The 26,689-nt window shown below is 63.9% G+C and carries 26 protein-coding genes; 9 read left to right on the top strand and 17 right to left on the bottom strand.

All coding sequences use genetic code 11. The features are described from left to right. Window positions 1-20: 20 nt before the first annotated feature. From SO139_RS32750 to SO139_RS32740, 3 genes are all read right to left on the bottom strand, one after another. Window positions 21-902, bottom strand: coding sequence for an IclR family transcriptional regulator (locus SO139_RS32750; protein ID WP_498541258.1), 882 nt, complete (start codon window positions 900-902; stop codon window positions 21-23). Window positions 903-1,055: 153 nt separating this feature from the next. After that, window positions 1,056-2,360, bottom strand: a complete 1,305-nt coding sequence (locus SO139_RS32745) for a TadE/TadG family type IV pilus assembly protein (RefSeq protein ID WP_449379791.1) — start codon at window positions 2,358-2,360, stop codon at window positions 1,056-1,058. Window positions 2,361-2,668: 308 nt separating this feature from the next. Beyond that, entirely contained in the window at window positions 2,669-2,920 is a 252-nt protein-coding gene (locus tag SO139_RS32740) for a hypothetical protein (protein ID WP_449379792.1), read from the bottom strand. Between the two features lie 112 nt (window positions 2,921-3,032). On the opposite strand from SO139_RS32740, the gene SO139_RS32735 reads away from it, so the two are divergent. Together SO139_RS32735 and SO139_RS32730 are read left to right on the top strand one after the other, a co-directional pair. Next, a complete protein-coding gene (locus tag SO139_RS32735; protein WP_449379793.1) occupies window positions 3,033-3,314 on the top strand; it encodes a hypothetical protein in 282 nt (93 codons plus the stop codon). A gap of 208 nt (window positions 3,315-3,522) precedes the next feature. Then, window positions 3,523-5,103, top strand: a complete 1,581-nt coding sequence (locus SO139_RS32730) for a GGDEF domain-containing protein (RefSeq protein WP_449379794.1) — start codon at window positions 3,523-3,525, stop codon at window positions 5,101-5,103. 163 nt (window positions 5,104-5,266) lie between these two features. On the opposite strand, the gene SO139_RS32725 is transcribed toward SO139_RS32730, so the two are convergent. Further along, window positions 5,267-5,827: a carboxymuconolactone decarboxylase family protein gene (locus SO139_RS32725; protein WP_449379795.1), complete on the bottom strand. Its 561-nt coding sequence runs from the start codon at window positions 5,825-5,827 to the stop codon at window positions 5,267-5,269. 219 nt (window positions 5,828-6,046) lie between these two features. Here SO139_RS32725 and SO139_RS32720 point away from each other — a divergent pair, with 219 nt between their 5' ends. Beyond that, on the top strand, window positions 6,047-6,244 hold the full coding sequence (locus SO139_RS32720) for a hypothetical protein (protein WP_449379796.1): 198 nt from the start codon (window positions 6,047-6,049) through the stop codon (window positions 6,242-6,244). Between the two features lie 18 nt (window positions 6,245-6,262). On the opposite strand, the gene SO139_RS32715 is transcribed toward SO139_RS32720, so the two are convergent. The 3 genes from SO139_RS32715 to SO139_RS32705 are packed head-to-tail and all read right to left on the bottom strand — an operon-like array spanning window position 6,263 to window position 8,477. Continuing rightward, window positions 6,263-6,835, bottom strand: coding sequence for a peroxidase-related enzyme (locus tag SO139_RS32715; protein ID WP_449379797.1), 573 nt, complete (start codon window positions 6,833-6,835; stop codon window positions 6,263-6,265). After that, on the bottom strand, window positions 6,832-7,302 hold the full coding sequence (locus SO139_RS32710) for a CMD domain-containing protein (RefSeq protein WP_449379817.1): 471 nt from the start codon (window positions 7,300-7,302) through the stop codon (window positions 6,832-6,834). The genes SO139_RS32715 and SO139_RS32710 overlap by 4 nt, the downstream gene beginning before the upstream one ends. Window positions 7,303-7,319: 17 nt before the next feature. Further along, window positions 7,320-8,477: a PLP-dependent cysteine synthase family protein gene (locus SO139_RS32705; protein WP_449379818.1), complete on the bottom strand. Its 1,158-nt coding sequence runs from the start codon at window positions 8,475-8,477 to the stop codon at window positions 7,320-7,322. An 86-nt stretch (window positions 8,478-8,563) separates the two neighbouring features. Between SO139_RS32705 and SO139_RS32700 the strand changes: the two genes are divergently transcribed. The 3 genes from SO139_RS32700 to SO139_RS32690 are packed head-to-tail and all read left to right on the top strand — an operon-like array spanning window position 8,564 to window position 12,336. Further along, entirely contained in the window at window positions 8,564-9,544 is a 981-nt protein-coding gene (locus SO139_RS32700) for a LysR family transcriptional regulator (RefSeq protein ID WP_449379798.1), read from the top strand. Next, window positions 9,541-11,001, top strand: a complete 1,461-nt coding sequence (locus tag SO139_RS32695) for an NAD(P)-binding domain-containing protein (protein ID WP_498541257.1) — start codon at window positions 9,541-9,543, stop codon at window positions 10,999-11,001. The genes SO139_RS32700 and SO139_RS32695 overlap by 4 nt, the downstream gene beginning before the upstream one ends. A gap of 27 nt (window positions 11,002-11,028) precedes the next feature. Beyond that, entirely contained in the window at window positions 11,029-12,336 is a 1,308-nt protein-coding gene (locus SO139_RS32690) for a citrate-proton symporter (protein ID WP_449379800.1), read from the top strand. A 59-nt stretch (window positions 12,337-12,395) separates the two neighbouring features. Here SO139_RS32690 and SO139_RS32685 read toward each other — a convergent pair whose 3' ends face one another. After that, window positions 12,396-12,860, bottom strand: a complete 465-nt coding sequence (locus SO139_RS32685; RefSeq protein ID WP_449379801.1) for an Lrp/AsnC family transcriptional regulator — start codon at window positions 12,858-12,860, stop codon at window positions 12,396-12,398. 163 nt (window positions 12,861-13,023) lie between these two features. Here SO139_RS32685 and SO139_RS32680 point away from each other — a divergent pair, with 163 nt between their 5' ends. After that, complete coding sequence (locus tag SO139_RS32680; protein ID WP_449379802.1) at window positions 13,024-14,040, top strand: 1-aminocyclopropane-1-carboxylate deaminase; 1,017 nt, start codon at window positions 13,024-13,026, stop codon at window positions 14,038-14,040. A 209-nt stretch (window positions 14,041-14,249) separates the two neighbouring features. On the opposite strand, the gene recQ is transcribed toward SO139_RS32680, so the two are convergent. The 5 genes from recQ to SO139_RS32655 form a co-directional block, all read right to left on the bottom strand. Further along, entirely contained in the window at window positions 14,250-16,115 is a 1,866-nt protein-coding gene (gene recQ / locus SO139_RS32675) for a DNA helicase RecQ (RefSeq protein ID WP_449379803.1), read from the bottom strand. Window positions 16,116-16,362: 247 nt separating this feature from the next. Then, window positions 16,363-17,106, bottom strand: a complete 744-nt coding sequence (locus tag SO139_RS32670) for a polysaccharide deacetylase family protein (protein ID WP_449379804.1) — start codon at window positions 17,104-17,106, stop codon at window positions 16,363-16,365. 110 nt (window positions 17,107-17,216) lie between these two features. Next, complete coding sequence (gene metA / locus SO139_RS32665; protein WP_449379805.1) at window positions 17,217-18,212, bottom strand: homoserine O-succinyltransferase MetA; 996 nt, start codon at window positions 18,210-18,212, stop codon at window positions 17,217-17,219. 12 nt (window positions 18,213-18,224) lie between these two features. Continuing rightward, window positions 18,225-19,526 (bottom strand): O-acetylhomoserine aminocarboxypropyltransferase/cysteine synthase family protein, encoded by a 1,302-nt coding sequence (locus SO139_RS32660; RefSeq protein WP_449379806.1) that lies wholly within the window; start codon window positions 19,524-19,526, stop codon window positions 18,225-18,227. 196 nt (window positions 19,527-19,722) lie between these two features. Further along, entirely contained in the window at window positions 19,723-20,658 is a 936-nt protein-coding gene (locus SO139_RS32655; RefSeq protein ID WP_449379807.1) for an alpha/beta hydrolase, read from the bottom strand. A 148-nt stretch (window positions 20,659-20,806) separates the two neighbouring features. Here SO139_RS32655 and SO139_RS32650 point away from each other — a divergent pair, with 148 nt between their 5' ends. Continuing rightward, the gene (locus tag SO139_RS32650; protein WP_449379808.1) at window positions 20,807-21,694 is read left to right on the top strand and encodes a branched-chain amino acid aminotransferase; all 888 of its coding nucleotides are present in this window, start codon (window positions 20,807-20,809) and stop codon (window positions 21,692-21,694) included. Window positions 21,695-21,917: 223 nt separating this feature from the next. Here the strand turns inward: SO139_RS32650 and SO139_RS32645 are convergent, their stop codons facing one another. From SO139_RS32645 to SO139_RS32630, 4 genes are all read right to left on the bottom strand, one after another. Beyond that, window positions 21,918-22,538, bottom strand: a complete 621-nt coding sequence (locus SO139_RS32645; RefSeq protein WP_449379809.1) for a class I SAM-dependent methyltransferase — start codon at window positions 22,536-22,538, stop codon at window positions 21,918-21,920. A gap of 237 nt (window positions 22,539-22,775) precedes the next feature. Continuing rightward, a complete protein-coding gene (locus SO139_RS32640) occupies window positions 22,776-23,651 on the bottom strand; it encodes an acyl-CoA acyltransferase (RefSeq protein WP_449379810.1) in 876 nt (291 codons plus the stop codon). Between the two features lie 36 nt (window positions 23,652-23,687). Beyond that, complete coding sequence (locus tag SO139_RS32635; protein WP_449379811.1) at window positions 23,688-24,668, bottom strand: amino acid--[acyl-carrier-protein] ligase; 981 nt, start codon at window positions 24,666-24,668, stop codon at window positions 23,688-23,690. A gap of 79 nt (window positions 24,669-24,747) precedes the next feature. Continuing rightward, window positions 24,748-25,968 (bottom strand): acyl-CoA dehydrogenase family protein, encoded by a 1,221-nt coding sequence (locus tag SO139_RS32630; protein ID WP_449379812.1) that lies wholly within the window; start codon window positions 25,966-25,968, stop codon window positions 24,748-24,750. 340 nt (window positions 25,969-26,308) lie between these two features. Here SO139_RS32630 and SO139_RS32625 point away from each other — a divergent pair, with 340 nt between their 5' ends. Continuing rightward, window positions 26,309-26,581, top strand: a complete 273-nt coding sequence (locus SO139_RS32625) for a phosphopantetheine-binding protein (protein WP_449379813.1) — start codon at window positions 26,309-26,311, stop codon at window positions 26,579-26,581. Window positions 26,582-26,689 lie beyond the last annotated feature (108 nt).

Genomic DNA, 26,689 nt, shown 5'->3' with positions numbered 1-26,689 from the left:
GTGGCGCGGGCTGTCACGCCTCACCGACATCGCGCTGGGCGCCATGGTCGGAGGAGAATTTGTGGGTAATTGAAAGCCGGCGCATGCCGGGCGCTCTTGATCGTCGGCGCAAGCAGGTCCGAGATTCGCTTTGCGACTTCAACGAGCTCTTGTCCCAACTGCTCGGCGCGCTGCGCGGTGATGCGGAACGTCGGACCGGCCACGCTGATGGCGGCCAACGGCTTCCCGCCGGGATCCAGAATTGCCGTTCCGACGCAGCGCGTGCCGAGGATGATTTCCTCGTCGTCGATTGCATAACCGCGTGCGCGGACGATTGCGAGATGAGCCCTCAATTGCTGGGGATCGCAGATCGTATTGTCCGTGAATTTCGTGAGCTCGCCGCGCAGCGCCAGCTCGAGCTGAGACTCCGAGAGATGGGCAAGAATTGACTTGCCCTGACTCGTGCAATGCATCGGTTTCAGTGCCCCGAGCCTTGCATTCGACCGTTCGGAATGAACGCTTTCGAAACGGCCGAGCGACAGAACATGACTGCCCTCTTGCACCGCAAGGTAGGCTGTCTCTCCCGTCAAGTCGCGTAGTCGCCGAAGTTCAACGGAGGCGATCGATGCGAGATCCGACGACGACCACGCGTTCTGTGCCAAGTCGAGGAAGTTGAAGCCGAGCGTGTAATTTTGAGTTCGAGGATCGGCGCGGATCAACCCGCGCGAGATCAGCGCAGCCAGGATGCGGTAAAGCGTTGCGCGCGGAATGCCGGTTTGCTCGGCGAGTATCGCTTGATCCAGGGAACCCGGCGACCTGCCGATCAATTCGAGGATGTCGCAAGCCTTGCCCAGCAGCGCCGTTCCGGCGACGCTCTTGGGATGGATCAGGTCTGGCGACCACTCGATCTCGCGTTCAGGCATGGCTCGAGTTTAGTTTCAATGGATGAGACGATCCAGCCTGGTGCGCTGCACCAAAGAGCTCAATTGAACTGAGCTGCCCACATCATGGGACTTGGATGCCGGTGGCTTTTGCCGCGCCAGCTCGGAGCTGCGACGCGCCGCCAGCGGGTACGGCTACTGCGTCAGGTGCGCGGAGGAGATGGCCTTCTGAAACAGCGCCGTCAGCGCGTCGCTGATGCTGCTGTCGCTCGACACCTCATAGTAATAGCCGGAGGTTGCGCAGGCCTTCATCTGGGTCGCGATCGAGCTGCGCCAGGGCGCGATGTAGGTGGTGTACCAGCTGTTGTTGGTGATCGCGAGATACGTGGTGTAGAGGATCGCGATGTTGATGCCACGATTCTTGATTGTATCGCAGATCGTGGTGGTGAGCGGCTCCTGGCATCGTCCCGACGAGGTGATGACGGTCTCGGAGCAACTCGACGGGTAATAATAGTCGGCCACACCGTCCGAGATGAAGAATAGCCATTTTTGCGGCGAGGATGCAGTTCCGGTGCCGGGAGTAGGAATCGTGCTGTTCATCGAGGACAGAATGCCGTCGAAGTCGGTGCACATGTCGTTGTTGTAGTTGGTGTAGGGAATCGTCATCAGGTCGACAGAAGAGACGGCCGTCTTGACCGACGAGAGGTTCGACGTGAGCGATGAGATCGTCGTCAGGCCGATGGAGCTGCAATCGCTTCCCATGGTGTAGACCGCCATCCGGTATTGGTTGCTGACGAGCTCGCTTGATGTGGCGGTATCCGTCAATGACTGCGTTGCGGTCCGCACCAGGTCGATCCGCATCGTGATGCCGAGCTTCTTCGCGATCGAATAGTAGCTGCTGGTTTGTTTCGTCTTTTTGGAGCTCGACGTATAGGTGTCGTGGCAGGCGAAGGCGCAACTGTCGGAAGTTGCGGCCTGCAAGGCGGTCATATCAGCAGTGGTCGCGCCAAGCCCCTGCGATGGCGAGTTGTCGAGCAGCACGTAGAAGTCGATATAGCTGGGCAGCGAGGCCGCCGCCGACGAGCTCGCCGAAACCGTCATGGTCTTGTAGCCCACTAGACCCATGAAATAATTCGAAACGGTCAATGTTGCCGTGCCGGTAGCCGTCCGGGTGGTCACGGTATCTGTCACCGTGATGGACACTGAGCTCGTTGTCATGCCGTATGCGGACATCTGCGCGGCATACGTGTTCAGTGCATCGCTCTGTGCCGTGGCTGCGGCGTTTGTGATCTCGCTCTTTGCGGTGGCGACCAGCACCGCGGTGTCGAGTGCTGCCGTCAGCTTGGCTCGGGCCCGCACTGCGAGGGAGTAATCGACCGCGGCGCCGACGGCGGCGAGAACGGGCAGTGATGTAATGGCGAAGATCACGACGACATTTCCGCGGCGATCGGAGCAGAAACGCGAGAGCAGGCGACCAAAACGCGTGGCAGCAAACGTCAACTTGGTGCACCCCCTAAGCGAAGAATTGAGCGCTTCAACGTAGCGCCCAGATGCTTACGGGTCGGTTGCTCAACGCGTGAGGAGACGTTTCCGCAGCGTTGCTGACTGTGTCGCGTACTCGCGGCACAGCGTATCGAATCATCGACGTGGAAAGGTGGGCGCCGATCGTCCCTTGGTACTGCTGAGATTGATTCGGTAGTCGTCCTGGAGCGCCGCTCTCTCATTTGAGCGCAGAAGTGGAGCGTCTCTCCAGAACAGTCGCCGGGGGCAGCCGATGCCACCTTCTCACGCAAGAGGAGGAAGAGAGCTCAGCCTCTTGCGCTCAGCACCGCTCGGGCCGCTGCCACATACTCCCGCCAATGCGTTTCCGCGAAGCGCTCGGCCTGTCGTGCGCAGGTGATGTCGGGCGCGTGCGCGGCCGCGATCATCCTGGCGAAGCGTTCTTCGGCTATCGTCAGGTCCACCACATCGTCGGTTGAAGCCAAGGCGCTGCTTGCGGCCTGCGGCGCGGCGACGAGCCCTGCCATTCCGGCCAACAAAACACGGCGTGATGTCTTCATTGCTTTCATCCTCTCTGGTCCTGATCGCGCGGTTCTGGCAGGCGAGTGTGTCGTTGCGATCACGGCAGGGTAACGGCGTGCGCCCGGACAGTCCACAGATTGCAGATGCGGCTTGACGCTGCGGGCGATCGCGGCCCAACTTGCACGAAGCAATCCGCACCGAGCAATTGTAGGGGGCACCGGCCGCGCCGACGTGCAATCGTTCGGCGGGGCGCGGCTTGGCCGCCTGGCACAGGTCCAGCCCCTCACCCAACCGATCGTGCGGCTCCAGCTCGATCGCATGAACGACGACGGCAACCGCCTGTTCGGTATCACGACGCTTGTCGCGCGGATGCCGAAACCGTCTTGTCAGGTGACTTTGCAACGGAGTTCCTGCGTGGTGGATTTTCGGTAAAGCAAACCCATCGCAATTGTCCGGATGACGGTGCTACGGCTTCTCTTGCACTCACTGATGGACAAAGGCTTTTGTCACGCGTCGACCTTCGCCCGGCAGCGTTGCCCGTCAACAGATCGTTAGCCTTTCCCGCGAAATCGCCCGCTGCGTTATCCTGCCGCAAGGGGCATTGCGGCAGACTGGAACAGATTTCGTCTGGGAGGTTGCGATGCCCCGCTTGACGCCGGAACGAACGTTCCTGGCCGGGAAGATTATCTTCAACTTTGGGCAATCGTCGCTCGATTGCGTGGTGCGCCGCATGTCGGAGGAAGGCGCCACGCTTCAGCTCGAGACCGGTCTTGGCGTACCCGACCAATTCCAGTTGAAGCTTGCGGACGACGAGTTGCTGGCGTGCCGCGTGGTTTGGCGTTCCGATCGCGAGATCGGTGTCGCGCTCGGCACGGCTGGTGGCGAGGCGAGAAACGAGGAGGCGCCGACCCGGCGCGGCGACGCCTTGATGCGTAGCCAGATGCTGGCGCTGCGCGCCGCGCTCGATCACGTGCCGACCGGCATCGTGCTGCTCGACGCGCAGCTCAGGGCGCGCCTGATCAATCGGTCATTCCGCCAGATGTGGCGGCTGCCCCAAGAGGTCGCCGACAGCAATCCCTCGATACTCACACTGCTCTATCACGGACGGGATACGGGAGCCTACGAAGTGCCGGCCGCCGAGCTTGATGCGCTCGTTGCAAGGCGTGTTCGCCAGATCGAGGCAGGAGACCCCACGCCGGTCGATCTGCGCCGAACCAATGGCGATGTCATGCGCGTGCAGTGCACGCCGTTACCTGACGGCGGACGGATGCTGACCTACACGCCCGTCACCGATATCGTGCGCTCCTCCGACGAGCTGAAGCTATTGCGAGATGCGCTGGAGAACGTCCAGGATGGCGTGCTTCTCCTCGACTCCGAACTGAACGCGAGCTTCATGAACCGGCGGATGCGGCGGTTCTGGGAGGTCAGCGACGAGGAGGCAGTAGGCCGGCCAGCCTACGCGTCGCTGGTGCGGCGCGTGCATCGCGCCAGCGCGCCGGATCTGCCCCCAAGCGAACTCGCAAAATTTCCAGCCAAGCGCGTCGAAGAGGTCAAGGCCGGCGATCACGTGCGTGACCTTCAGACGCCGGACGGTAGGCGCATCCGCGCCCATTGCACGACGATGTCGAATGGCGGCCGCATGCTGACCTATGTCGATATCACCGATCTTACGCAAAAGGCCAAGATGCTGGAGACGCTGGCCACCACCGATCCGCTCACCGGCCTCTTCAACCGCCGCCATTTCCTGGAAAGCCTCGATGCCGAATGGAGTCGCTTCCAGCGCTACTATCGCTCGGTGTCGGTGTTGATGCTCGACATCGATCACTTCAAGTCGGTCAACGACCACTACGGCCATGCGGTCGGCGATGCCGCGATCAAGACGGTCGCTGCCGCATGCCTCGATGGCAAGCGCAAGTCTGATATCATCGGCCGTCTCGGCGGCGAGGAGTTCGCGGTTCTCCTGCCCGAGACCAGCCTGTCCCGCGCCAGAACGGTCGCCGAGCGCATCCGCAAGCGCGTGATGTGCTCGCATATCGCCGCCCACAAGATCCAGTTCGGCGTCACCGTGAGCATTGGCATCGCCGAGGCCAGCGTCAGCATGTCCGGCACCGATGCGTTGATGAGCGCGGCCGATCACGCGCTCTACCAGGCCAAGGCCGGAGGTCGCAATCGCTGCATTGCCTGGTCGCCACCGCTGCCCGCAAGCAAGGCGGCGGAGTGATCGCCGAAGTCGCTTCTATTTCTACCGTGTCACAAGCACTCTTCCTCATCCTGAGGAGCGCGGAACGCGCGTCTCGAAGGATGGCCGCGGGTGATATCCGGGCCTTCATGGTTCGAGACGCGCTCCGCGCTCCTCACCATGAGGGTCTTGTGACGCAGTAAGACTAATCCGGCACCGGCACATCGAACGTGTTCAGCGTGACCGAGACCATGCAATAGACACCGACGAGATAGGACAATTCGGCTGCGCCGTGCTCGCCGAACTCCTTCACCGCGGCGCGCCAGGTCAACTCGGGCAGCACGCCGCCGCTCACCAGTGCGGATGCCATGTCGTAGGCGACGGCTTCCTGCTTGGTCAGGTCGACCGGCCGTTGGCCGGCCACGATGGTCGCGAGCTTCTCATCCGACAGGCCGCGCTGCTCGGCGACCAGCACATGGGCATAGAGTTCGTAGCCGGAGCGGAAATGCGAGCCGGTGACGAGGATCGCGACCTCGCGCACCGGCGCCGGCAGCAGCGGATTCGATGCGATCGCCTTGACCAGATCCCACACCGGCCTGCCGAAACGCGGTTCGCGGAGCCAGGGATTCCACGGGCCGAGCAGCGCGCCGTCCTCGCGCATGTTCACAAAGCCCTTGAAATGATCCTTGATGCCCGCTCGCATGTCGTCATACAGCGGCTTCTGCTCGGCGGTCAGCTCTTTCGGATCGAGAATGGGAAGGCGCATGGCAGCTCTCCTCGTTCAGGGAGTGCCGAACGTTGCCCGGGCAGCGGCGCAAGGCAAGTGAAGTTGCCGTGACATGCGCGTCGCGATCCTGGTGGCATGGAGGCGCCGCTGCAACCGTGCTATGTTTTGGCGGGAGTCGCAGGCCGCACAACGAATTGAGGCGCCCGTGTCCTGGGTCTGCCAATTTGGACAATAAGCTTCTTGCTAAATGGATTTGAGATGAGAAAGGTTCTGGTTTTCGCTTTGGCCATTGTGATGCTGCTTGGAGGTCTGTACGTCGCGGGCCTCCAATTGTTCTTCAGCAGCAAGATCTATCTTTGGTTCGTCATTGGCGGGGTCACGGTGGCTACGGTGGGCGCCCATCTTTTGTGGACCGATATTCTCGCTCCAATGCTCAATATCCAAGCTAAAGACTGATTTTGCTCGTTGAACCGCTTACGCCACCGGTTCGCCAAGTGTGTGCATCAGCCGGTTGGCCCAGCCGAAGATCGCGGCCGACAGCACGAGGTCGAGCTGTTCGAGCCCGCTGAGGCCAGCGTCCGCCAATCTGCGCGCGTCGTCCGTCGTAGCCTCGATCGGCGTCGTCGATAGTTTCGTGGCGAAATCGAACAGTGCCTGCTGTCGCGCCTCCAGCCTGGCGTCGCGCTCGCCGGCAAAGATCTCCTCGACCACATCGTTCTGCCCCGTGAGGCCGATGAAGCGTGAGGCGTGAACGGCAGCACAATAGATGCAGCGGTTGACGATGGAGGCGCTGAGCGCGCCGAGCTCGCGCTCGGCAGTGGACAGGCCATCCTTGCCGTACATGATCATGTTGAACAGCGGCGAGCGGACCTCGAGCGATTCCGGATCATGCGCCAGCGTCAGCACGTAAGGCGACACGCCCTTGTTCGACGGCGTGACTTTCATCGCCGCGAGCTGCTCCGGCGTTGCGGAGGCGAGCTCTACCGGGGTGACGTAGGGCGACCAGGTCGGGATCGTGGCAGTGAAGCTGTGAACGACCTCGCTCATCTGGCCTCGACTGCCTTGAGAAGTTTCAGGCCGGCAACGACCCGCAACTGATAGTTCACGAAAGCGGCGAGTTCAGACAGCCGCACGATGTCGGCCTCGCTGACCCCGGCGGCCTTCAGCGTCTCGACGTCCTGTCGCGTCGCCTCGCGCGGGGAGAGCGTCAGGAGGTCGGCGTGGCGCGCCATGGCGTCGTTCAGCGCATCGCCGCAGGCTCCGCCGGGCTCGGCGAGGGTGGCGACATCCAGATCATGCGAATGCGCGAGATAGGATTCGTAGTGCGCAGTCAGGGCGGCATCGCCGACATGCCGGCACATCCGCGCCGCGAGCGCCGCGCGCAGGCCGTGGCTCAGCCCGCCGGGTTCGCGCGGCAGCAGCACCGCGTCATGCGCAGCTTCACTCAGGCGCAGGATCTCAGCGCGCGTTTTCAACGCCTGATTAAGCCGCGATCCCTCGGGCACGCCGGCCATCGTTTCGATCAGCGTGGTCACGCACCACCTCGTGAGTTCCGTGGGTTTGCGACATCCGCGACCGTAAAGCTGAGCGGCTTGCCCGTCTCCAGGAAGGCCGACAACTCGGCTTCATACGGCGCGGGATCGAGCCCACGCGCGGCGAGCCATTGTGGCTCATAGTAGGTCTGACGGTAGCGCTCGCCGGAATCGCAGATCAGCGTGACCAGCGAACCCGTCTCACCCGCGTTACGCATCTCGTTGGCGAGCCGGCACAGCGCCAGGAAATTGGTTCCGGTTGAGCCGCCGACCGCACGGCGCAGCCGGCGCGTCAGCAAATTCATCGCCGCGATCGTCGCGGCGTCCGGGATCTTCATCATGCGGTCGACGACGCCCGGCACGAAGGATGGCTCGCAACGCGGACGGCCGACGCCTTCGATCAGCGAGGGCCGCTCGCAGGTCTGCGTGCGATCCTGGGTCCGGAAGCACTCGAAGAAGGCGGAATGCTCGACGTCGGCGACGCAGAGTCGCGTTTGGTATTGCCGATAGCGCAGATAGCGCCCGATGGTTGCCGAGGTGCCACCGGTGCCGGCGCCCATCACGATCCAGTCCGGCACCGGGCGTGGCTCGCCCTTGAGCTGGGTGAAGATCGACTCGGCGATGTTGTTGTTGCCGCGCCAGTCGGTGGCGCGCTCGGCAAAGGTGAACTGGTCCATGTAGTGGCCGTTCAGGCGCGCGGCGAGCGCGGCGGCCTCCGCATAAAGCGCGCGGCCGTCGTCGATCAGATGGCAGTTGCCGCCATAATGCTCGATCGCGGCGATCTTCTCCGCCGAGGTCGTGCGCGGCATCACCGCATAAAAGGGTACGCCGATCATCTGCGCGAAATAGGCTTCCGAGACCGCCGTCGATCCCGATGACGCCTCGATCACTGGCGTACCTTCGCCGATGTGACCGTTGCAGAGCGCGTAGAGGAACAGCGAACGCGCGAGGCGATGCTTCAGGCTGCCGGTCGGATGGGTCGATTCATCCTTCAGATAGATGTCGATGCCGGCGAGCGCCGGCATGATGAGGCGGATCAGGTGGGTATCCGCCGAGCGGCACTGATCGGCCTCGATCGCCGCAACGGCCTCGTCCACCCAGCCGCGCCTGTAGGCCGGTCCGACCGGGTTTTGGTGGCGGAAAGGGACTGGCTCCATCGGCATGGCAAAAATCTCTCATAATTCTTCTTGCGCATCAAGAAATATTGTTCATGCTATATCCGAATAATGCAAGCGCGCTGCCCATGAACAATGAAATTATCGACATCCGGCTCTTGGAGGCCTTCGCGGCGGTGATGTCGGCCGGCAGCATCACCGGCGCGGCGCGGTTGCTCGGCCGCTCGCAGCCGGTCGTGACGCGCCAGATCCAGGACCTCGAGGCCGATGTCGGCTACCTCCTGTTCTCCCGCAACGGTCCGCGCATCAGCCCGACGCCGAAGGGCGTGCTGTTTCATGCCGAGGTCGAACGGCTCCTGATGGGCCTGAAACACATCCGCCAGCGCGCCAACGCGATCGGCGCCGGTGCGTTGCCTGTACTGAGTCTCGCGGCGATCCCGGCGCTGGCCGCGGGCTTCGTCCCGGCCGCGCTTGCCGCGCTGGAGCGCGAGCTGCTGCCGGGGCAGGTCCATGTGCAGGCGCTCTCGGCTGAGAACGTCGTGCAGTCGGTGCTGTCGCAATCGGTGGATTTCGGGCTCGCCAGCCTGCCGGTCCAGCATCCCGGCCTCGACGTGCAATGGGTCTGTGAGGTGCCGTGCGTCGCTTGCCTGGCGATGGATCATCCGCTCGCGAAGAAGAAGGTGATCCGGCTCAAGGATCTCGGCGGCGCCCGTCTGCTGACGATGGCCAATCCCTACCGTCTGCGCCGCCGGGTGGACGAGGCGCTGGAACGCGAGGCCGTGCTGCCTGCGGAGGTCATCGACACCAATTCCTCGATGACCGCGATCGCGATGGCCAAGCAGTCGCTCGGTGTCGCCATCGTCGAGCCGGTGCTGACGTCGAGCCTTCCGGTGGAAGGCGTCGTCACCCGGCGCTTGGATGTCGTTATTCCCTTCCTGTTTGCCGCGCTCTCGCCGACCGGACGCGAGCTGACGCCGACGGTCGTCTCCCTCAACGACGCACTACGCGCGGCGGTGGCGCTGATGCCCGGCGCGAAGCTGCACAGCGGCGCGGCCGCAAGCCTCGAGCCCGATGAGGCGGCCGGCGAATTCGAGAAAGCCAATTCATGACGATGATGACGCCAAACGCGGCCGGCCTTGCGGCGCTCGAAGAACGACTCAAGCAGGACCTTTCGTGGCTGGAACTGCCGGCCAAATCCTGGGTGCCACGTCGCGTCGTGAACGGTGAGGCCACCGTCGACGTCGTGATCGTCGGTGCCGGCATGGCGGGCCTCGTTGCATCGGCCATGTTGAAGCGGCTTGGCGTCGACAACCATTTGGTGCTCGACCGTGCGCGCGCCGGCGAGGAGGGACCGTGGGTCACGTTCGCGCGGATGCGCACGCTGCGCTCGCCAAAGGAGCTGACCGGCCCCGCGATGGGAATGCCGGCGCTGACCTTCCGCGCGTTCTATGAAGCGCAATACGGCCGCGACGCCTGGAGGACGCTCGACCGCGCGCCGCGCACGATGTGGATGGATTATCTCGTCTGGTACCGCAAGGTGCTCAACCTGCCGATCCGCAACGAGGTGACGGTCGAGCGCATCCGCGCGCGTGCCGACGAGCTGTTCGAGCTTGATGTCGGCGAAGGTGGCGCGCCGCGAAAGATCCTGGCCCGCCATGTCGTGCTGGCGACGGGACGCGACGGTCTCGGCGGCGCCTACGTGCCGCCGCTGGCGAACAGCATCGACCGACGCTTCTGGGCGCATTCCTCCGATGCGATCGACTTCGAAAAGCTGCGGGGCAGGCGTGTCGCCGTGGTCGGCGCGGGCGCATCCGCGATGGACAATGCGGCGGTCGCGCTGGAGAGCGGCGCCGCGCGGCTCGATCTCTTCATTCGGCGCGCGGATATTCCGCGCATCAACAAGTTCACGGGCATTGGCAGCCAGGGCGTCGTACACGGCTTTGCAGGCCTGTCCGACGCGTGGAAATGGCGCTTCCTCGATCACACGCTGAAGGCGCAGACGCCACCACCGCGCCAGAGCGTGCTGCGCGTCTCCGCCTATCCGCATGCGCATTTCCACCTGGCAAGTCCGATCGATGATCTCGTCATTGAGGGCGACCACCTTGTCGTGACGACGCCGAAGGGGCGCTATGAGACCGACTTCATGATCTTCGGCACCGGCTTCAAGGTCGACCTCGCGTTACGGCCTGAGCTTAGGGAGTTCGCACCGCATATCCGCTTCTGGCGCGATCGCTGCCCGACGCCTGTGGGCATGGACAATGCCGAGCTGGAAGGCTCGCCCGATCTCGGCGACGTCTTCCAATTTCAGGAGAGGGTAGCCGGCGCCTGTCCAATGCTGTCGCGGCTCTACTGTTTCAACTATCCGGCGACGCTCAGCCACGGCAAGCTCTCGGGCGACATCCCCGCGATCAGCGAAGGCGCCGACCGGCTCGCACGCGGCATCGTCCGTCGCCTCTTTGTCGAGGATCGCGAGATCCACTTCGCCAATCTCAAGGCGTTCGCCACGGCCGAAATTCTCGGCGACGAATGGATCGACGCCGACGCCACCCACCAACCCGCCGAGTAACCCAGCAACCGGACAGGCAAGCGCGAGATGCAGACGAACAAAAAAGCCATCGTGGCAGCGATCGCCGGCAATGCGATGGAATGGTACGACTTCACGGTGTTCGCGCTGATGACGCCGGTCATCAAGAACCTGTTCTTTCCGGTCGACCCGAAAGTCCCGGGCAGCGAGATCAACGCGCTGCTGCTCACCACCGCGCTGTTCGGCACCGGCTTCTTCATGCGGCCGGTCGGCGGTCTCGTGCTCGGCTATTTCGGCGATCGCAAGGGGCGGAAGGCGGCGATGACGCTCGGCATGGGCATCATGGCGCTCTCGGTCGCGCTACTAGCGTTGACGCCAACCTATGCGACGGCCGGTATCGCCGCGCCGTTGATCGTGCTGCTGGCGCGGCTGCTGCAGGGTTTTTCCGTCGGGGGTGAGTTCGGCACCTCGACCGCCTATCTGATCGAGGCGGCTCCTGCCGGCCGCACCGGCTTCTACGGCTCCTGGCAGATCGCAGGCCAGCTCATGGCGAACGTGCTGGGCGCAGTGCTCGGTGCCATCCTCACGCTGACGTTCACGCAGCAGCAGCTCGCGGCCGGCGCCTGGCGCATTCCGTTCTTCGTCGGCCTCGTCATCGTTCCGATCCTGCTCTACATGCGCGCCAAGGTCGTCGAGCCCGAAGCCTCCCGGCGCAACATGGCGGCCGTGCACAAGGAGCACTTCATCGCCGCCCTGAAACATCCCGGCCGCAATTTCCTGATTGGCATGGGCATGGTGGTCGCGAGCGCCGTCTCGTTCTACGTCACGTTCGGCTACACCGTCACCTATGCCAAGGAGGTGCTGAAGCTGCCGTTGATGCAGAGCTTTCTGGTGCAGATGATCGCGGCGATCGTGATGGTGGTCGTCGTCCCCATCGCTGGCGCCGTGTCCGACCGCTATCCGCGCAAGCCGCTGCTGCTCGCCTCGCTCACCGGCTATTTCGTCTCGCTCTATCCGCTCTATGCCTGGGTGATCTCCGAGCCGTCGATCGCAAAGCTCCTGGTTGCCCAGGTCGTGATTGGCTTCTTCAGTGCGTTCTTCCTCGGCGTCTACTGCACCACGCTGGTCGAGCTGTTTCCGATCCGCGTCCGTTCGACCGCGCTTGCGATCGTCAACAATGTCGCGGTGCTGATCTTCGGCGGCTTCGCCCAGTTCTTCGTGACCTGGCTGATCGCGCTCACCGGCTCTCCGCTCGCGCCGATCTTCTACGTCATGATCGGCGTCGGCCTCGGCCTGATCTCGGTGATCGCGATGCGGCCCGAGGACAGCGAGCGGGGCGTGGCCGTGGCGGAGCGCGTCGCCGAACAGGTCTCGTGACGCCGCGCGCCGCTCAAAGCGCGATGAGATGAGGATCTCATCGCGCTCCGGATCATGCTCTAGAACTCCAGCGGTGCGTTGTCGACGACCTCCTTCATCACGAAGAAGGTGCGGGTCTGGCGCGCGCCCGGTAGCGCGATGAGCTGCTCGGCGTGGATGCGGTTGAAGTCCTCCATGTCGCCGACCCGGATTTTCAGGAAATAGTCGAAATCGCCGGCGACGAGGTGGCAGTCGAGCACGCATTTCAGCTTCGCCACCGCCTGCTCGAAGAGCGCAAAGCTTTCCGGCGTCGAGCGGTCGAGCACGACGCCGACCATCACCAGCGTGCCCTTGGCCACCTTCTTCGGCGCGACCATCGCGCGCACCGAGGCGATAAAGCCGTCCTCGAACAGGCGCTGGGTGCGGCGATGACAGGTGGCGGGACTGATGGCAGCCGTTTCGGCCAGCTCCGCATTGCTGAGCCGGCCGTTATTCTGCAGCAATCGCAATATCTTAAGGTCGGTGCGATCGAGTCTTCCGGACATGGAAGATAATTCCGTTTTTGAGATATATTATGAGAGAAAAGATATCATCATGCGGCTGCAGTGCAAGACTCGGTGAAAGTCTAGCGCAATATTCGAGAGCACATTTCATCTGAGGAGTGATAGTTCCTCCCTTCAGTTCAACGCCAGATCGGGATGATTTCGCATGAAGCTGGAAAAATTCGAGCGCTATCCACTGACCTTCGGGCCGACCCCCATCGAGAAACTGGAGCGGCTGTCGAAGCATCTCGGCGGCAATGTCGAGATCTATGCCAAGCGTGAGGACTGCAATTCCGGTCTTGCCTATGGCGGCAACAAGCTGCGCAAGCTCGAATACATCATTCCCGATGCCATTGCCTCGAATGCCGACACGCTGGTGTCGATCGGCGGCGTGCAGTCCAACCACACCCGCATGGTCGCCGCTGTCGCGGCCAAGATCGGCATGAAGTGCCGCCTGGTGCAGGAAGCCTGGGTGCCGCACGAGGACGCCGTGTACGACCGCGTCGGCAACATCCTGCTGTCGCGCGTGATGGGCGCTGATGTACGTCTCGTCGAGGACGGCTTTGACATCGGCATCCGCAAGAGCTGGGAGCAGGCGATCGATGAAGTGAAGGCCGCGGGCGGCAAGCCCTACGCGATTCCGGCCGGCGCCTCCGTGCACAAATATGGCGGCCTCGGCTATGTCGGCTTCGCCGAAGAGGTGCGCAAGCAGGAGCAGGACCTCGGCTTCAAGTTCGACTACATCGTCGTCTGCACCGTCACCGGCTCGACCCATGCGGGCATGCTGGTTGGATTCGCCGCGGACGGCCGTGCGCGAAAAGTGATCGGTATCGACGCCTCCTTCACCCCTAGCCAGACCAAGGCACAGGTTCTTTCGATCGCGCAGAACACGGCAAAACTCGTCGAACTCGGCAAGGAGATCGTCGAAGACGACGTCGTGCTGGTCGAGGACTACGCCTATCCGACCTATGGCGTGCCGTCGGAAGAGACCAAGGAAGCCATCCGCCTCACCGCGCGTCTCGAAGGCATGATTACCGACCCCGTCTACGAGGGCAAGTCGATGCAGGGCCTGATCGACCTCACCAAGAAGGGCTATTTCGAGAAGGGCGCGAAGATCCTCTACGCCCACCTCGGCGGTGCGCCCGCGCTCAACGGCTACGCCTACGCGTTCCGCAACGGCTGAGGTCGGCCCGGATCGCGCCCTCCTGCCGGTGTCGTCCCGGCGAAGGCCGGGACCCATCAGGCAGTGGTTTGGCGAAGACTCTGGGTTGCCAGCTCGCGCAACTCCGCCCTGTGGTCATCGCGACGAGCGCAAGCGCTCGCGCGGGGATCCCGGATCAGCGCTCCGCTTCGCTGCGCTTGTCCGGGATGACAGCGGAAATATGGCGCGCTCTATCGCGTCCTGACCAGCCGCAGCAGCTCCTCGCCGTAATGCTCGAGCTTCTTGTCGCCGATGCCGGCCACGTTGCGCAGCTCGTCCAGCGTCGTGGGCCAGGCGCGCACGATGCCGTCGATCGTTGCATCATGCAGCACGACATAGGCGGGCACGCCGCGCTCGCGGGCGACCTCGGAGCGCCAGGCGCGCAGGCGTGCGCGCAATTCGGGATCAACGTCGCCCTGTGGCGCGCTAGCGGCGGGTGCAAGGTCGCCGCGGCGGGATTTTGCGCGGCTGGCGCGAATGCGCGAGCCAGGGGCTTCCTCGCGTAGCCAGACTTCCGTCTCGCCGCGCAAGACGCCGCGTGAGGACTCCGTCAGCTTCAGCGCGCCGAAAGCCTCGCTGTCGCTCTGCAGGTGCCCCATCGCCACCAATTGCCGCAGCACCGTGCGCCACTGCTTCTCGTTGAGCTCGCGGCCGATGCCGAACACCGACAGCTTGTCGTGGCCGAACTGCGTCACCTTCTCGGTCAAACGTCCCACCAACACGTCGATCAGGTGCATGGCGCCGAAGCGCTGTCCGGTGCGATAGACGCAGGACAAGAGCTTCTGCGCCAGCACCTTGCCGTCGCGCATTTGCGGCGGTGTCAGGCAGTTGTCGCAATTGCCGCAACTCTCCGCCGTAACCGTCTCGCCAAAATAGGCAAGCAGCCGCCTGCGGCGGCAATGCGCCGTCTCGGCAAGCCCAACCAGCGCGTCGAGCTTGCCGATCGATGCCCGCTTGAACGCGTCGGAAGCGGCGGACTCGTCGATCATCCGGCGCTGCTGCACGATGTCGGAGAGGCCGTAGGCCATCCAGGCGGCGGACGGATTGCCGTCGCGGCCGGCGCGCCCCGTCTCCTGGTAATAGGCCTCAATGCTCTTGGGCAGGTCGAGATGCGCGACGAAGCGCACGTCCGGCTTGTCGATGCCCATGCCGAAGGCGATGGTCGCGACGATGACGATGCCGTCTTCGTTCAGGAAACGATCCTGGTTGCGCGAGCGTACGCTGCCGTCGAGCCCGGCATGATAGGGCAGCGCCGGAATGCCGGCATCGCTCAAGGCGGCAGCGACCTCCTCGACCCGGTTGCGCGACAGGCAATAGACGATGCCCGCATCGCCGGCATGGCGCTCCCTGATGAACTCCTTCAGTTGCGCCACGGAATTGCGCTTATCGACTATCTCGTAGCGGATGTTCGGCCGGTCGAAGCTGGAGACGAATTGCGGCGCGTCCGCGAGTTGCAGCCGTTCGACGATCTCCTTGCGCGTCAACTCGTCGGCGGTGGCGGTGAGCGCGATCCGCGGCACGTCGGGAAAGCGCTCGGCGACGACCGAGAGCGCGACATATTCAGGACGAAAATCATGGCCCCATTGCGAGACGCAGTGCGCCTCGTCGATCGCAAACAGCGCGACCCTGGCCTGCGCCAGCATCGACAGGCAGCGCGGCGTGACCAGCCGTTCGGGCGCGACATAGAGCAGGTCGAGATCTCCGGCGATCAGGCGCCGCTCGACCTCGGAGGCCTCTTGCGGCGTCAGCGAGGAGTTCAGCGCGGCCGCGTTGACGCCGGATTCGATCAGGCCCGCGACCTGGTCGCGCATCAGCGCGATCAAAGGCGACACCACGATGCCGCAGCCTTCGCGCAACAGTGACGGCAACTGGTAACACAGCGACTTGCCGCCACCGGTCGGCATCAGCACCAGGCAATTGCCGCCTGCTGTCACATGCCTGATAATCTCGCCTTGCGCACCGCGGAAACCGGAGAGCCCGAACACCGAATGCAGCACCGACAGCGCGTCGCGGCCCTCGGCTGGCGCGGTCTGCGGGGCGGTGGAGGGGGCGGACATGGGCGTGTCGGTCCGGGCCGTGAGATTCGGTCAACGGCAGTGGCATGGCGAGGCGGCGGTGGCAAGGGTGTTTGCGCGGAACGGACGCTCTTCTCCTCTCCCCCTGTGGGAGAGGTGCCAAGCGAAGCTCGGCGGGTGAGGGGTTTCTCTCCGCGCGTGGATCTGGCGCAATGTGATGCGCGGAGAGCCCCCCTCATCCGGCGCTTCGCGCCACCTTCTTCCGCAAGGGGAGAAGGGAAGAAGTGTGCTACGCCCCAATTCGGCGTAGGGCTTCAGCGACCGTCACGATCGGAACGTCGCGCTTCTGCGCCGCCTTCAACGCGTGGTGCAACAGCGACGGCGTGCAGCCATAGGGGCTCGGCCGATTGACGACGTCGTGGCCGTAGAAGATCAGCCAGCCGCCGCTGGCCAGGGCCTCGTCCAGATAGCGATCGACGCCGCCGACATCGATATCCTTGTCGACCAGGGGAGACGAGCGCAGGAACTGCAGGTCGATGACGTCGCGATTGACGCCGGGAAGGATCCCGCGTGCTGAGCGGAAGCTCTTGGTGAGCTGCGGCTTGCGCCAGATCGAGGCGAGACCATACGGATAGGCAAAGTTCTCGAGCTTGATCGTCGGATCGAGCGCGTGAAAATAGTTACGGTTCAGCTCAATCTCGCGCGCCAGCGTGGCCTCGTCGAGATCCACCGCGCGGCGATGCGAGAAGGTGTGGCAAGCGATCTCGTGGCCGCGATCATGAAGCCGCAGGATGGCGTCGTTGGACAGCCCGAGCCAGTGATCGGACTTCTGGCCAATTTGGCTGCCGGCCAGATAGAAGGTCGCGCGGCCGCCATACTCTTCCAGCATGGGGGCGCCACGGCTCGCGGCGCTGTCGGGAGCATCATCGAAGGTGAAGCTGACCATCGGCGCGTGGGTCGGCAGCCGATGCGGCATCACGGCAAAATGCCGAGCCAGCCGATTGCTTACGCGTCCGTTGATTGCCGACCACACCAGGTTGTTTCCCTGTATTTCCCAAACGGGCGGTAGCAATGAACCATCCGCCCTTGGCCGAACGCAAGTTGTACAAGTCGTTATGCCTAACGAGGAAACCACCCCGCCCTTCAGCGCAGAGACAGCGGTGCGGCGGCATCCTCGGCGAGAAAATCGAGCCAGTTCCTGAAAAGCACGGCAGCAGCGCTGCCGGCGGCGATATCGCCGCGCAAATTCAGCGCAGGCAGTTCGCTCGCCATTGCCGGATGACGCTGATGCCTAGCGCGCTTTTCGAAGCGGCTGAGCTTCTCCTCGGTCGCCGCGTCGAAATAACTCGTGGGTAGCGCTGGATAGGCCTCGCGCTCGCGCGCGAGGAAACGGCCGATATCGCGCAGATATTCACGCTGCAGCGACAACGCGTCATACTCGGGATGGCCCTGGAAGAACACGAACCGGCTGGCATACTGCCGGGCGAAAACGTCAACGCCCGCCTTTGCCGAGCGTGTCAGCACCTGGTAACCATGCTTGGTGAGGTCGGCTTCCGCGACCTCATTCAGTCGCGAGTGCGAGACTTTGAGATGCGCCGGCGCGGCACGCGTGAGCGGATCGTTCGCGATCGTCTCGCAGTCGAAAATGCCGTGGCATTTGACGGCAAGCGGCCGCCGCACGATCCGGTCGAGATGCAACACCGCTGCATGCGCGGCAAGGCACGACCAGATCGCCGAGCGCGTATTGGTCCGCGCCCAGTCGATGATGTCGGTGAGATCGCGCCAATAGGGCTCCTGGTCGAGATCGGGCGCGACCGGCTCGGCGCCGGTCACGATCAACCCATCGAATCTTTGCCGCGTCAGATCGGAGAGATCGGAATATTCGCTCTCGACATGCCAGCGCGCCTCCGGCGAACGCTTGACCGAGGGCAGCGAGAAACGCTGGAAGCGGATACGGCGCCCGCGCCCGGCGGCTTGCAACAGCTTCATGAACTGTCGCTCGGTCGCCTTCAGTGCCGGATCCGGCATGTTGTTGATCAGCCCGATGGTGATCTCGCGGCCGTCACCGCGCGCGTCCTCCAGCGCCGGCACCAGGGCCGGGCTCAAAATACCTTGATCCTTGTCGATCAAGATGGTCATCGGCGCTGCCGTCTACTCCGCAGCTTGAAGCCGTTTCGACGGGCAGGCCTTTGCCAGCGCTTGGTCGATGTCTTCGATGATGTCGGCGATATGCTCGATGCCGATCGAGAGGCGGATCGTCTCCGGCAGCACGCCGGCGGCACGCTGCTGCTCCGCTGACATCTGGCGGTGCGTGGTCGAGGCCGGATGACAGGCGAGTGATTTTGCATCGCCGATGTTGACGAGTCGCGTGATCAGCTTCAGCGCGTCATAGAACGCCTTGCCGGCCTCCATGCCGCCCTTGATACCGAAGGTGAACAGGGACGAGCCGTTGCCGGCGAGATATTTCTGCACCAGTGCGTAATATGGGCTGTCCGGGAAGCCGGCATAGTTGACCCAGGCTACGCGCGGATCAGCGCGCAGGAATTCCGCGACCTTGCGTGCGTTCTCGACGTGGCGCTCCATGCGCAGCGCCACGGTCTCGATACCCTGGAGTAGCAGAAAGGCGTTGAAGGGCGACAGCACCGAACCCATGGTGCGCTGATAGATGCTGCGCGCGCGCTCGATGAAGGCGGTCTTGCCGAATCGCTCGGCATAGACGAGTCCGTGATAGGACGCGTCGGGCGTGTTGAAGGCCGGGAAACGTGCGGCGCGCTGCGCCCAGGGAAAACTTCCGGAATCGACGATCGCGCCACCGAGCGTGGTGCCGTGGCCGCCCAGAAATTTCGTCAGCGAATGCACGGAGATGTCGGCGCCGTAGTCGAACGGCTTGAGCAGGATCGGCGTCGCCACCGTGTTGTCGACGATCAGCGGCACGCCATGGGCATGTGCGATCTTCGCCAGCGCCTCGATGTCGCAGACATTGCCGGCAGGATTGCCGATGGTCTCGGCGAACACCGCGCGCGTGCTCTCGTCGATCAGGCGCGCGAGCGCTTCGGGCTTATCGCTCTCGGCGAAGCGGCCCGTGATGCCCTGGCGCGGCAGGATGTGGGAGAGCAAGGTATGCGTGGTGCCGTAGAGCTGCGGTACGGAAACGATGTTGCCGCCATGATCGGCGATGTTGACGAAGGCGAAATGCAGCGCCGCCTGTCCGGTTGCGACCGCAAGCGCGCCGACGCCGCCTTCGAGCTCGCTGATGCGCTTCTCCAGCACCGCGGTGGTCGGATTGGCGATACGGCTGTAGCGATAACCTTCCGCTTCGAGATTGAAGAGAGCTGCGCCATGATCGGCGCTGTCGAACGCATAGGCCGCAGTCTGGTAGATCGGCACGGCGACCGCATGCGTGGTCGCTTCTGGTTCGTAGCCGGCGTGAATAGCGATCGTTTCGTTGCGCATCGTCCACCTTCGCGTCCAGCGGGTCGCACTTTTGGGCACGTCAGTGGATGTGCGTTATCCGCCGTCCTCGTGTTAGAGGCGGGTGGTAAAGCGGGCAATAATTCGTCTAGAGATCGACGAAGTAACCCTAACGATTGATGCCGAATTAGCTAAAATTTGAATCAGGTTGCCGGCGCAGTCTGCGAACGCTCCTTCGTCACTTCGAGACCGCCCGCCGGACCTGTTCGCCGATCTGCGAGAGCACGAGCTGCGCCTGCGGCAGGATCGCGCCCATGGCGTGGAAATTGTGAACCATGCCATCGTGGCAGACATGCTCGACGACGACGCCGGCCGCCAGCAGCTTGCGCGCGTAGGCGTTGCCTTCGTCGCGCATCGGGTCGAACTCGGCGGTGTGGATGATCGCCGGTGGCAAACCGGCCAGTCGCGTCGCGCGGAGCGGCGAGATGCGCGGATCGGCGGCGTCGGTCCCGTCCGGCAGATAATCGGCGAGATCGGCGTCGATCGTGACGCGATCGATCAGGTGATTCTCGGCGAAGGCCTCGCGCGAGGGCGAGGTCTCCTCGAAATCGAGCACCGGGCAGATCAGGCATTGCGCGACGATGGAGAGCCCGGCGTTCTGCGTCGCCTCCTGGCACACGACGGCGGCAAGCGTTGCGCCGGCGGAATCACCGCCGATCACCAGCCGCTCGGCGTCGATGCCGAGGAGCGAAGCGTTTCGCGCCACCCATTCGGTCGCCGCGATCGCGTCGTCGATCGCGGCAGGAAATTTGTGCTCGGGCGCGAGGCGGTAGTCGACCGATACCAGGCGGCAACCGGTCACGTGCGCGATGCCGGCGGCGATGCGGTCATGGGTCTGGATGCTGCCGGCGACGAGCCCGCCGCCATGGAAGAACATGAAGCCCGGAGCTCGCGGTGCCGCGTTCTCCGGCGCATAGAGACGGTAGGCCAGCTCACCGCCGGGGCCGGGCAGCGTGCCGTCGGACGTCGCAACGCCAGGAGCCTCCGCGCGCGCAAACTGCATCAGCTTCGCCAGCGACTGCCGCCGTCCCTCGACGCTCGGGCGAGCGCGCGCCGCCGGCCCGGCCGCGGCCATCATGGTCAACAAGCGCTTCGCAAGGGGATCGAGCGGCATGGGGCGTTCTCTCGGGATCGCTGCCTTGAATCTGTGGATCAGCAATCCAGAATCGAGCCCCGTCGGTCAAGTTCCAAGCAGGAAATCCTTTAGGAATTCGGCCAATAGTGACGCATATTGCGGCATCACGGTAAGGGGAGGCTGGCTAATGGCCGAGAGCACAAAATCCATCGAATACTCGGCGAGCTGGACTTTCTTTGAAGGCAAGTGGCACGAAGGCAACGTACCGATCATGGGACCGCGCACGCATGGCGCCTGGCTCGGCTCGGTCGTGTTCGACGGAGCCCGCGCGTTCGAAGGCGTTGCGCCCGATCTCGATCGCCACGTCGCCCGTGCCAATCAATCCGCGATCAATTTTGGCCTCAAGCCAGTCGTCGAGACCGCCACATGGATGACGCTCGCGCACGAAGGCATTGCGCGCTTTGCGCCGAAGGCCGAGCTCTACATTCGTCCGATGTACTGGGCGCAGAACGGCTCGGGTGGCGGCGTGCTGTTCGACCCTGAAACCACCAACTGGTGCCTCTGCATCTACGAGGCGCCGATGCCGAAGCTGGTCGGCAACGCGATCACGCTGTCGCCCTTCCGAAGGCCGACGGCGGAATGCGCGCCGGTCGAGGCGAAGGCGGCCTGCCTCTATCCGAACAACTCGCGCGCGCTCGCGGAGGCGGCCTCCCGCGGCTTCCAGAACGCCCTGATGCTCGACATGCTCGGCAATGTCGCGGAGTTCGGCAATTCCAACGTGTTCATGGCGAAAGACGGCGTGGTCTTCACGCCGGCGCCGAACGGCACCTTTTTGAACGGCATCACGCGCCAGCGCGTGATCGGCCTGCTGCGTGCCGACGGCGTCACCGTGATCGAGAAGACCTTGCGCTATGCCGATTTCGTCGCCGCCGACGAGATCTTCTCGAGCGGCAATTTCGCCAAGGTCGCCCCCGTCATCCGCATCGACGACCGCGAGCTGAAGCCGGGCCCGTTCTACACCAAAGCGCGCAAGCTCTATTGGGACTTCGCGCATGCCGTGAAGCTCGCGGCGTAGGATTCTCTGCGCTCACATGACGATCGGGCGCGAGCTCGCCTTGCTCTCCGCTGTCATCGCCCGGCCTTGCCGCCTCCGCTAAAGCCTCGGCGAGCCGAGTTCGCAAGCCTCGTCGGAGCCTTGGCGGAGACGGGACAGGGCGATCCAGTATTCCAGAGGCTGTGACGAATACGGAGAAGCCGCGGCGTACTGGATGCCCCGCCTTCGCGTGGCATGACCGACGCTATTGGCTGCGCCTCCGAAAGCGGCTGAACTGAAACGCCTGCGTCGAATCCCAGGGCGTACGGTGGACGTCGTGACGCGTCTCCAGCAGCGCGAAATCCGGGCCGAGCTCTGCGGCGAGACTGTTGCCGTCGTGGCGTTGTACGGGCAGGCCGCTGCATTTCTCGGGACCGTCGAGCGCGAAGGTGCCGATGATGACGTGACCGCCCTCGCGCACTGCCGATCGCAGGCGATCGATATACGCCGCCCGATCGGTGGGCTCGGTCAGGAAATGGAACGCGGCTCGGTCGTGCCAGACGTCGTATGAGCGTGCCGGCCGCCATGTCGTGACGTCGGCAACGATCCAGTCGATATCAGCGGCGGCAGCGCCGATCCGCGTCTTTGCGGCGTCCAGCGCATGGGCGGAGATATCGAGCACCGCAATGGAGCGATAGCCCTCCCGCAACAGCGTATCAACGAGCCGCGATGCGCCGCCGCCGACATCGATGATGGCGGCACCATGGCCTGGACTCGCTGCGCGGATCATTTGAAGCGAGATCGCCGGGCTCTCCTGGAACCAGCTCACTTCGGTCTCGCCCTTGGTCGTGTAGACCTTTTCCCAATGCGTGCTGCGCTCGGACATGACGGCGGCTCCCGTGATCGCGAGAGCTTACCACGTCGGTCGTGCCATTGCCCCGTGAATGCACGAACTCGCCACACACCCCGCCGTCATCGCCCGAAGCTTGACCGGGCGATCCAGTACTCCGAGGCGCCTGTGATTGAACCGCGACAACGCGGCGTACTTGATGCCCCGGGTCAAGCCGGGGCATGACAATGGAGAGCGAGGCCAGGCTTGCGGTCTCTTGCCGCCCGCTGCGGCCTACGGCCCGTACAGCACGAGCTCCGTATCCGTGAGATCGGCCAGTTGCGGCTGGTGCGGGCCCTTGAAGTATTTGCGGCCGCGCCGCTCGGTATAGACGCCGGTGAGGCCGGGTATCGGGCCGTTGGAATCGACGATGACCGAGATCTTGCCGAGCCGCAGCAGCAGGCGGCCGATGCGACCGGCGCAGGTGACGAATTCGGTGATGCTGCGGCAATAGATCAGCTGCATCGCAGGCGGCGCGATCCAGCCGCGGCGGATGCGCACCGGTTGCAGGATGAAAGGGAATACACCCTTCGGCGTGCGGACCACAAGGCTCAGGCAGTTGTAGCGCGCGTGCCGGGTCAAAAGCTCGGTCTCGACCTCGTCGAGGCCCTCGATCTGCTTGGCGTGCGACGCGATCACCTCGATCCTGGTCCAGCGCGGCACGCGCGACAGCACCGGCACCGAGAAGAACAGGCCGCGGCAATAGGCCCTGAATCCCTGGGTCTCGATGATCGGCCAGGTCCACACCGCCGGGCTGATGTTGAGGTAGGTCACGTCCTTGTGCCGCTGCGCGATCTTGGTCAGTAGCGGCGCGTAGTTACGGAACGCCGGCTCGACATACCAGCTCGACAGGTTGCAATGGATGGCGATGGCCTCGCCATCCTTGCGCGCCGTGTAGATCAGAAGCAGCACGCCGACCGGCATGCCGTCATTGTCGAGCATGTAACCGAAGCGCGGGTAGCCCTCGGGCACGGGCCGGAAGGCCTGCCTGCGCAGGCCCTGGATCCAATAGTCGCGCGTGCGGCCGACGAAGCCGCGCGTCAAGAGGTCCGCGATGGCGTCGACATCGGACTCCGTGATCTCGCGGCATCGGACCTTGGTATGGATCACGCTCGTCTTGCCCGTGGAAATGATCGGCCTCGTCGCTTAGCGCCAGCCTTCGACATGGACGTCAGTCGTCACATGCGGCGACAGGCCCAGGATGTCCCGCACCTTGGCGGGCCAGGCGGCAAGATCGGTGCCGTGGGTGTGGAACATCGCGACAGCGAGGCGATCCATGCCGAAGGCGACGCAGCCCGTGTGGGCGGGCTCGCCGTGGGCGTCCTGGATGCCCCAGGTCGTGCCAAAGTGCTCGCGATGATAGTTGAAGCTCATGCAGGCCGTCGGCTGCTCTTCCGAGCGCAGCGGAATGAGCAGCTCGAACTTGAGCTGCTGCTGCTTCTGGCTCACGGCCTTCATCTGGCCGACGCGGCCGAAGAAGGGATCACTGGCATAGTCGACCCGAAAGGTGAGACCGAGATCGCGGGCGATTGCCTGCGCGCGCACCATCCAGCGCTCGCGGAAATCGGCGACGTCGTCGGGGCTGCCGATGCAGACATATTCGCGCATCCGGAACGACTGCAGCCGGTCGAGATGACGCGACGGCTCGCGGCGGAAGCAGTCTGCGGCGACGTCGAAGCGCAGGCCGCCCTTCGGCAGCTGCCCGCGGCTCGCCGCGATCGGATAGACGGGATAGCAGGCTGCCGGCGACAGCACGAGATCGGCGGGCGACAGCGACGTGGTCCAGTCGCCGCCGGCATCGAAGCGGCTCACGGCGGCGTTGATTTCGCGCTCGGTGCCATGCAGGCCGCAGACGCAGCCGAGCAGGTTCGGGAAGCTCTTGAGGTAGCCGGATTTTTCCAGCTGCGCCCGGCTCATCACCGGCGGAAAGCGCATCACCTCGGTGCCGGCCTCACGGTGCCGCGTGATCAGCGCGGCGAGCCGCTCCACGACATCCTCATAGAGCGCGGTGCGAGCGTAGACGCCGTCCGAACCCATGCGGTGGAACAGCACGTCGGTGAGATGGTCGAGCGGATCGATGGCTTGCGGCGCGGTGTCGGGCGAGGTCGGGAGAACGGCAACGTTCATGGCCAAAACTTCCTGTTATCTGCAATTCTTCTTGTTGGTCGCGTAGGTTCGTCGAAGGCTCGTTAGTCGCGAAGGCTTATCAGTCCCTAAGGCTTGCCGGCACGCCGCTCATCAAGGTCGAGGTCGCAGCATTGGCGAGGATGCGGTCATTGTTGATCATGATCGGCGCGGACAGTACGTCGCGCAGGTGGCGGCCCATGGTGAAGTCGCCGTCGTTGCGATAGCCGGCAAGGCCGGTCGTGCGCATCGCGTGCATCACGGTCTCGACCGCAAGCTCGGAGGCCTGCACCTTGAGGAGCGTGATCGAGGACTGGACGTCGAGCGAGCCGAGCGCGCGCTCGTCATGCTCATGATGGGCGAAGGTGTCGATATTGGAGGCGATCAGCGCGCGGAGTTTTGCCAGCGACATCTTCGCGGCGGTGAAATGGGCGGCCGCCGGTGGCATCTGCCCGCCGGAGGCCCGCGCCGCCTTGCGAACGAATGCCTGCGCGCGCGTCACGGCGGCAGCGGCAACGCCGGCCCAGGCCGACGACCAGCACAGATGTGCAAACGGCGTCATCGTCTGCGCGTGGATCTTGTCGTAGGATTCCGGGAAGACGCGGTCCGCGGGGCAGTCGACCCTCAGCTCGAAGCCGGTCGAGCAGGTGCCGCGCATGCCGAGTGTTTCCCAGCCGAGCGTCCGCTTCAGCGAATAGTCATCCTTGGCGAGCGCCAGCAGCACCTGGTCGGAGGCGACAGCATCGCTCGTGCGGCGCGCGATGGTGACGAGGCCGTCGGCCTCGGCGCCGTAGGAGATCACGGTGGCATCGCGCGTCAACGCGATCATGTCGCCTTCATGATCGACCGCGGCCGCGCTCGCGCGGATGTTGCCGCCGTTCTGGCCTTCGGTGGTGGAGGAAGCGAGCAGCCACTGGTCGCGGCCGACCCGGCGCATCATGGTTTCCATCCAGGGAATGCCGTGGCCGTGCCGGATTACGCAGGCGACCTTGGTGGTATGCATCGCATAGATCATTGCGGTCGAAGCGCAGGCGCGCCCGAGCGTGTAGCAGATGTCGGTGACGTCGTAGATCGAGGCACCGAAGCCGCCGAATTCGACCGGGATCATCACGCCGAGCAGTTTCTGCTCGCGCGCGGCGTCGAATGCCTTGTGGGGAAAGCGGCCGTCGCGATCGACGCCCTCGGCTTCGCCGGCCGCCACCGTCGCCACGCGCGCGGCGCGCTCGACCAGAGAAGGGCTGTGCTCGAGAAAGCTTGCCTGGGCATCGTCGACAGGTTGAAGGGCCGCTTCGCGCACGTTCATGATGGTCCGCCTCCGATTCGTCGTTCGAGATCGGTACGGTCACGCCATGCCGATCATCCGACCATGTTTGCTTGGCCCAGAGGCTTACGGATTTAATTCAAATTCGTCGACGAAATTGAAGGTAAACAAGGCTTAATTCGGAACGAGCAGTTAAGGCTTGGTTTTTCGCAGCCCCCTACTTTTCGTGAACGCGTTAGTGATCAGAGGAAGCACGAGTTTTAGTCAATCTGAGTCATCGTTTACTAAGAAACGGGAGTTAAGAGTCGCGCCCGTTGCAGGATCGGCCCGTCATGCCCATCGTAGACGGTGGTCCGGACCTTATCAGAGTGGGATATTGCAGATGCAGGCGTTCGATACCGATGTGCGGGATCGCATCATCAAGCTGGTGAAGGGCATCCTCGAACAGAATTCGCTTGCTACGAACCTCACGCCGAGCGCGCGCCTCGTCGATGTCGGCCTGACCTCGATGGACATGGTCAACCTGATGCTCGGCGTGGAAGCCGAGTTCGACTTCACCATCCCGCAATCCGAAATCACGCCGGAGAATTTCCAGTCGGTCGATACGCTCGAGCGGATGGTGGCGAGCCAGTTGCAGCCGGCGACCGCGGCGTAGCCGCCCCCACGGGGTCGTCCTGGCGAAAGCCAGGACTCATAACCCCAGGGAGCAGTTTGACGAAGACAAGTCGTTCGGAACTGCCACCATCAACTATCGATAGATTCC

Source organism: Bradyrhizobium sp. UFLA05-89, from assembly GCF_059803475.1.
The sequence above is the reverse complement of the archived record's forward strand: the minus strand, read 5'-3'. Positions and strand labels throughout refer to the sequence as shown.

Excerpts from the sequence above, each read along its gene's own strand:
- SO139_RS32725 (WP_449379795.1), bottom strand. The coding sequence starts at position 5,827 with ATGCGCCTTCCCATTCTCGATCCGAAAGAGCTGACCGCCGAGCAGAAG.
- SO139_RS32690 (WP_449379800.1), top strand. The coding sequence starts at position 11,029 with ATGCAGACGAACAAAAAAGCCATCGTGGCAGCGATCGCCGGCAATGCG.
- SO139_RS32625 (WP_449379813.1), top strand. The coding sequence starts at position 26,309 with ATGCAGGCGTTCGATACCGATGTGCGGGATCGCATCATCAAGCTGGTG.
- SO139_RS32695 (WP_498541257.1), top strand. The coding sequence starts at position 9,541 with ATGACGATGATGACGCCAAACGCGGCCGGCCTTGCGGCGCTCGAAGAA.
- SO139_RS32630 (WP_449379812.1), bottom strand. The coding sequence starts at position 25,968 with ATGAACGTGCGCGAAGCGGCCCTTCAACCTGTCGACGATGCCCAGGCA.
- SO139_RS32740 (WP_449379792.1), bottom strand. The coding sequence starts at position 2,920 with ATGAAGACATCACGCCGTGTTTTGTTGGCCGGAATGGCAGGGCTCGTC.
- metA (WP_449379805.1), bottom strand. The coding sequence starts at position 18,212 with ATGACCATCTTGATCGACAAGGATCAAGGTATTTTGAGCCCGGCCCTG.
- SO139_RS32645 (WP_449379809.1), bottom strand. The coding sequence starts at position 22,538 with ATGTCCGAGCGCAGCACGCATTGGGAAAAGGTCTACACGACCAAGGGC.
- SO139_RS32705 (WP_449379818.1), bottom strand. The coding sequence starts at position 8,477 with ATGGAGCCAGTCCCTTTCCGCCACCAAAACCCGGTCGGACCGGCCTAC.
- SO139_RS32720 (WP_449379796.1), top strand. The coding sequence starts at position 6,047 with ATGAGAAAGGTTCTGGTTTTCGCTTTGGCCATTGTGATGCTGCTTGGA.
- SO139_RS32700 (WP_449379798.1), top strand. The coding sequence starts at position 8,564 with ATGAACAATGAAATTATCGACATCCGGCTCTTGGAGGCCTTCGCGGCG.
- SO139_RS32635 (WP_449379811.1), bottom strand. The coding sequence starts at position 24,668 with ATGAACGTTGCCGTTCTCCCGACCTCGCCCGACACCGCGCCGCAAGCC.
- SO139_RS32730 (WP_449379794.1), top strand. The coding sequence starts at position 3,523 with ATGCCCCGCTTGACGCCGGAACGAACGTTCCTGGCCGGGAAGATTATC.
- SO139_RS32655 (WP_449379807.1), bottom strand. The coding sequence starts at position 20,658 with ATGCCGCTCGATCCCCTTGCGAAGCGCTTGTTGACCATGATGGCCGCG.
- SO139_RS32750 (WP_498541258.1), bottom strand. The coding sequence starts at position 902 with ATGCCTGAACGCGAGATCGAGTGGTCGCCAGACCTGATCCATCCCAAG.
- SO139_RS32710 (WP_449379817.1), bottom strand. The coding sequence starts at position 7,302 with ATGGCCGGCGTGCCCGAGGGATCGCGGCTTAATCAGGCGTTGAAAACG.
- SO139_RS32660 (WP_449379806.1), bottom strand. The coding sequence starts at position 19,526 with ATGCGCAACGAAACGATCGCTATTCACGCCGGCTACGAACCAGAAGCG.
- recQ (WP_449379803.1), bottom strand. The coding sequence starts at position 16,115 with ATGTCCGCCCCCTCCACCGCCCCGCAGACCGCGCCAGCCGAGGGCCGC.
- SO139_RS32685 (WP_449379801.1), bottom strand. The coding sequence starts at position 12,860 with ATGTCCGGAAGACTCGATCGCACCGACCTTAAGATATTGCGATTGCTG.
- SO139_RS32650 (WP_449379808.1), top strand. The coding sequence starts at position 20,807 with ATGGCCGAGAGCACAAAATCCATCGAATACTCGGCGAGCTGGACTTTC.
- SO139_RS32680 (WP_449379802.1), top strand. The coding sequence starts at position 13,024 with ATGAAGCTGGAAAAATTCGAGCGCTATCCACTGACCTTCGGGCCGACC.
- SO139_RS32715 (WP_449379797.1), bottom strand. The coding sequence starts at position 6,835 with ATGAGCGAGGTCGTTCACAGCTTCACTGCCACGATCCCGACCTGGTCG.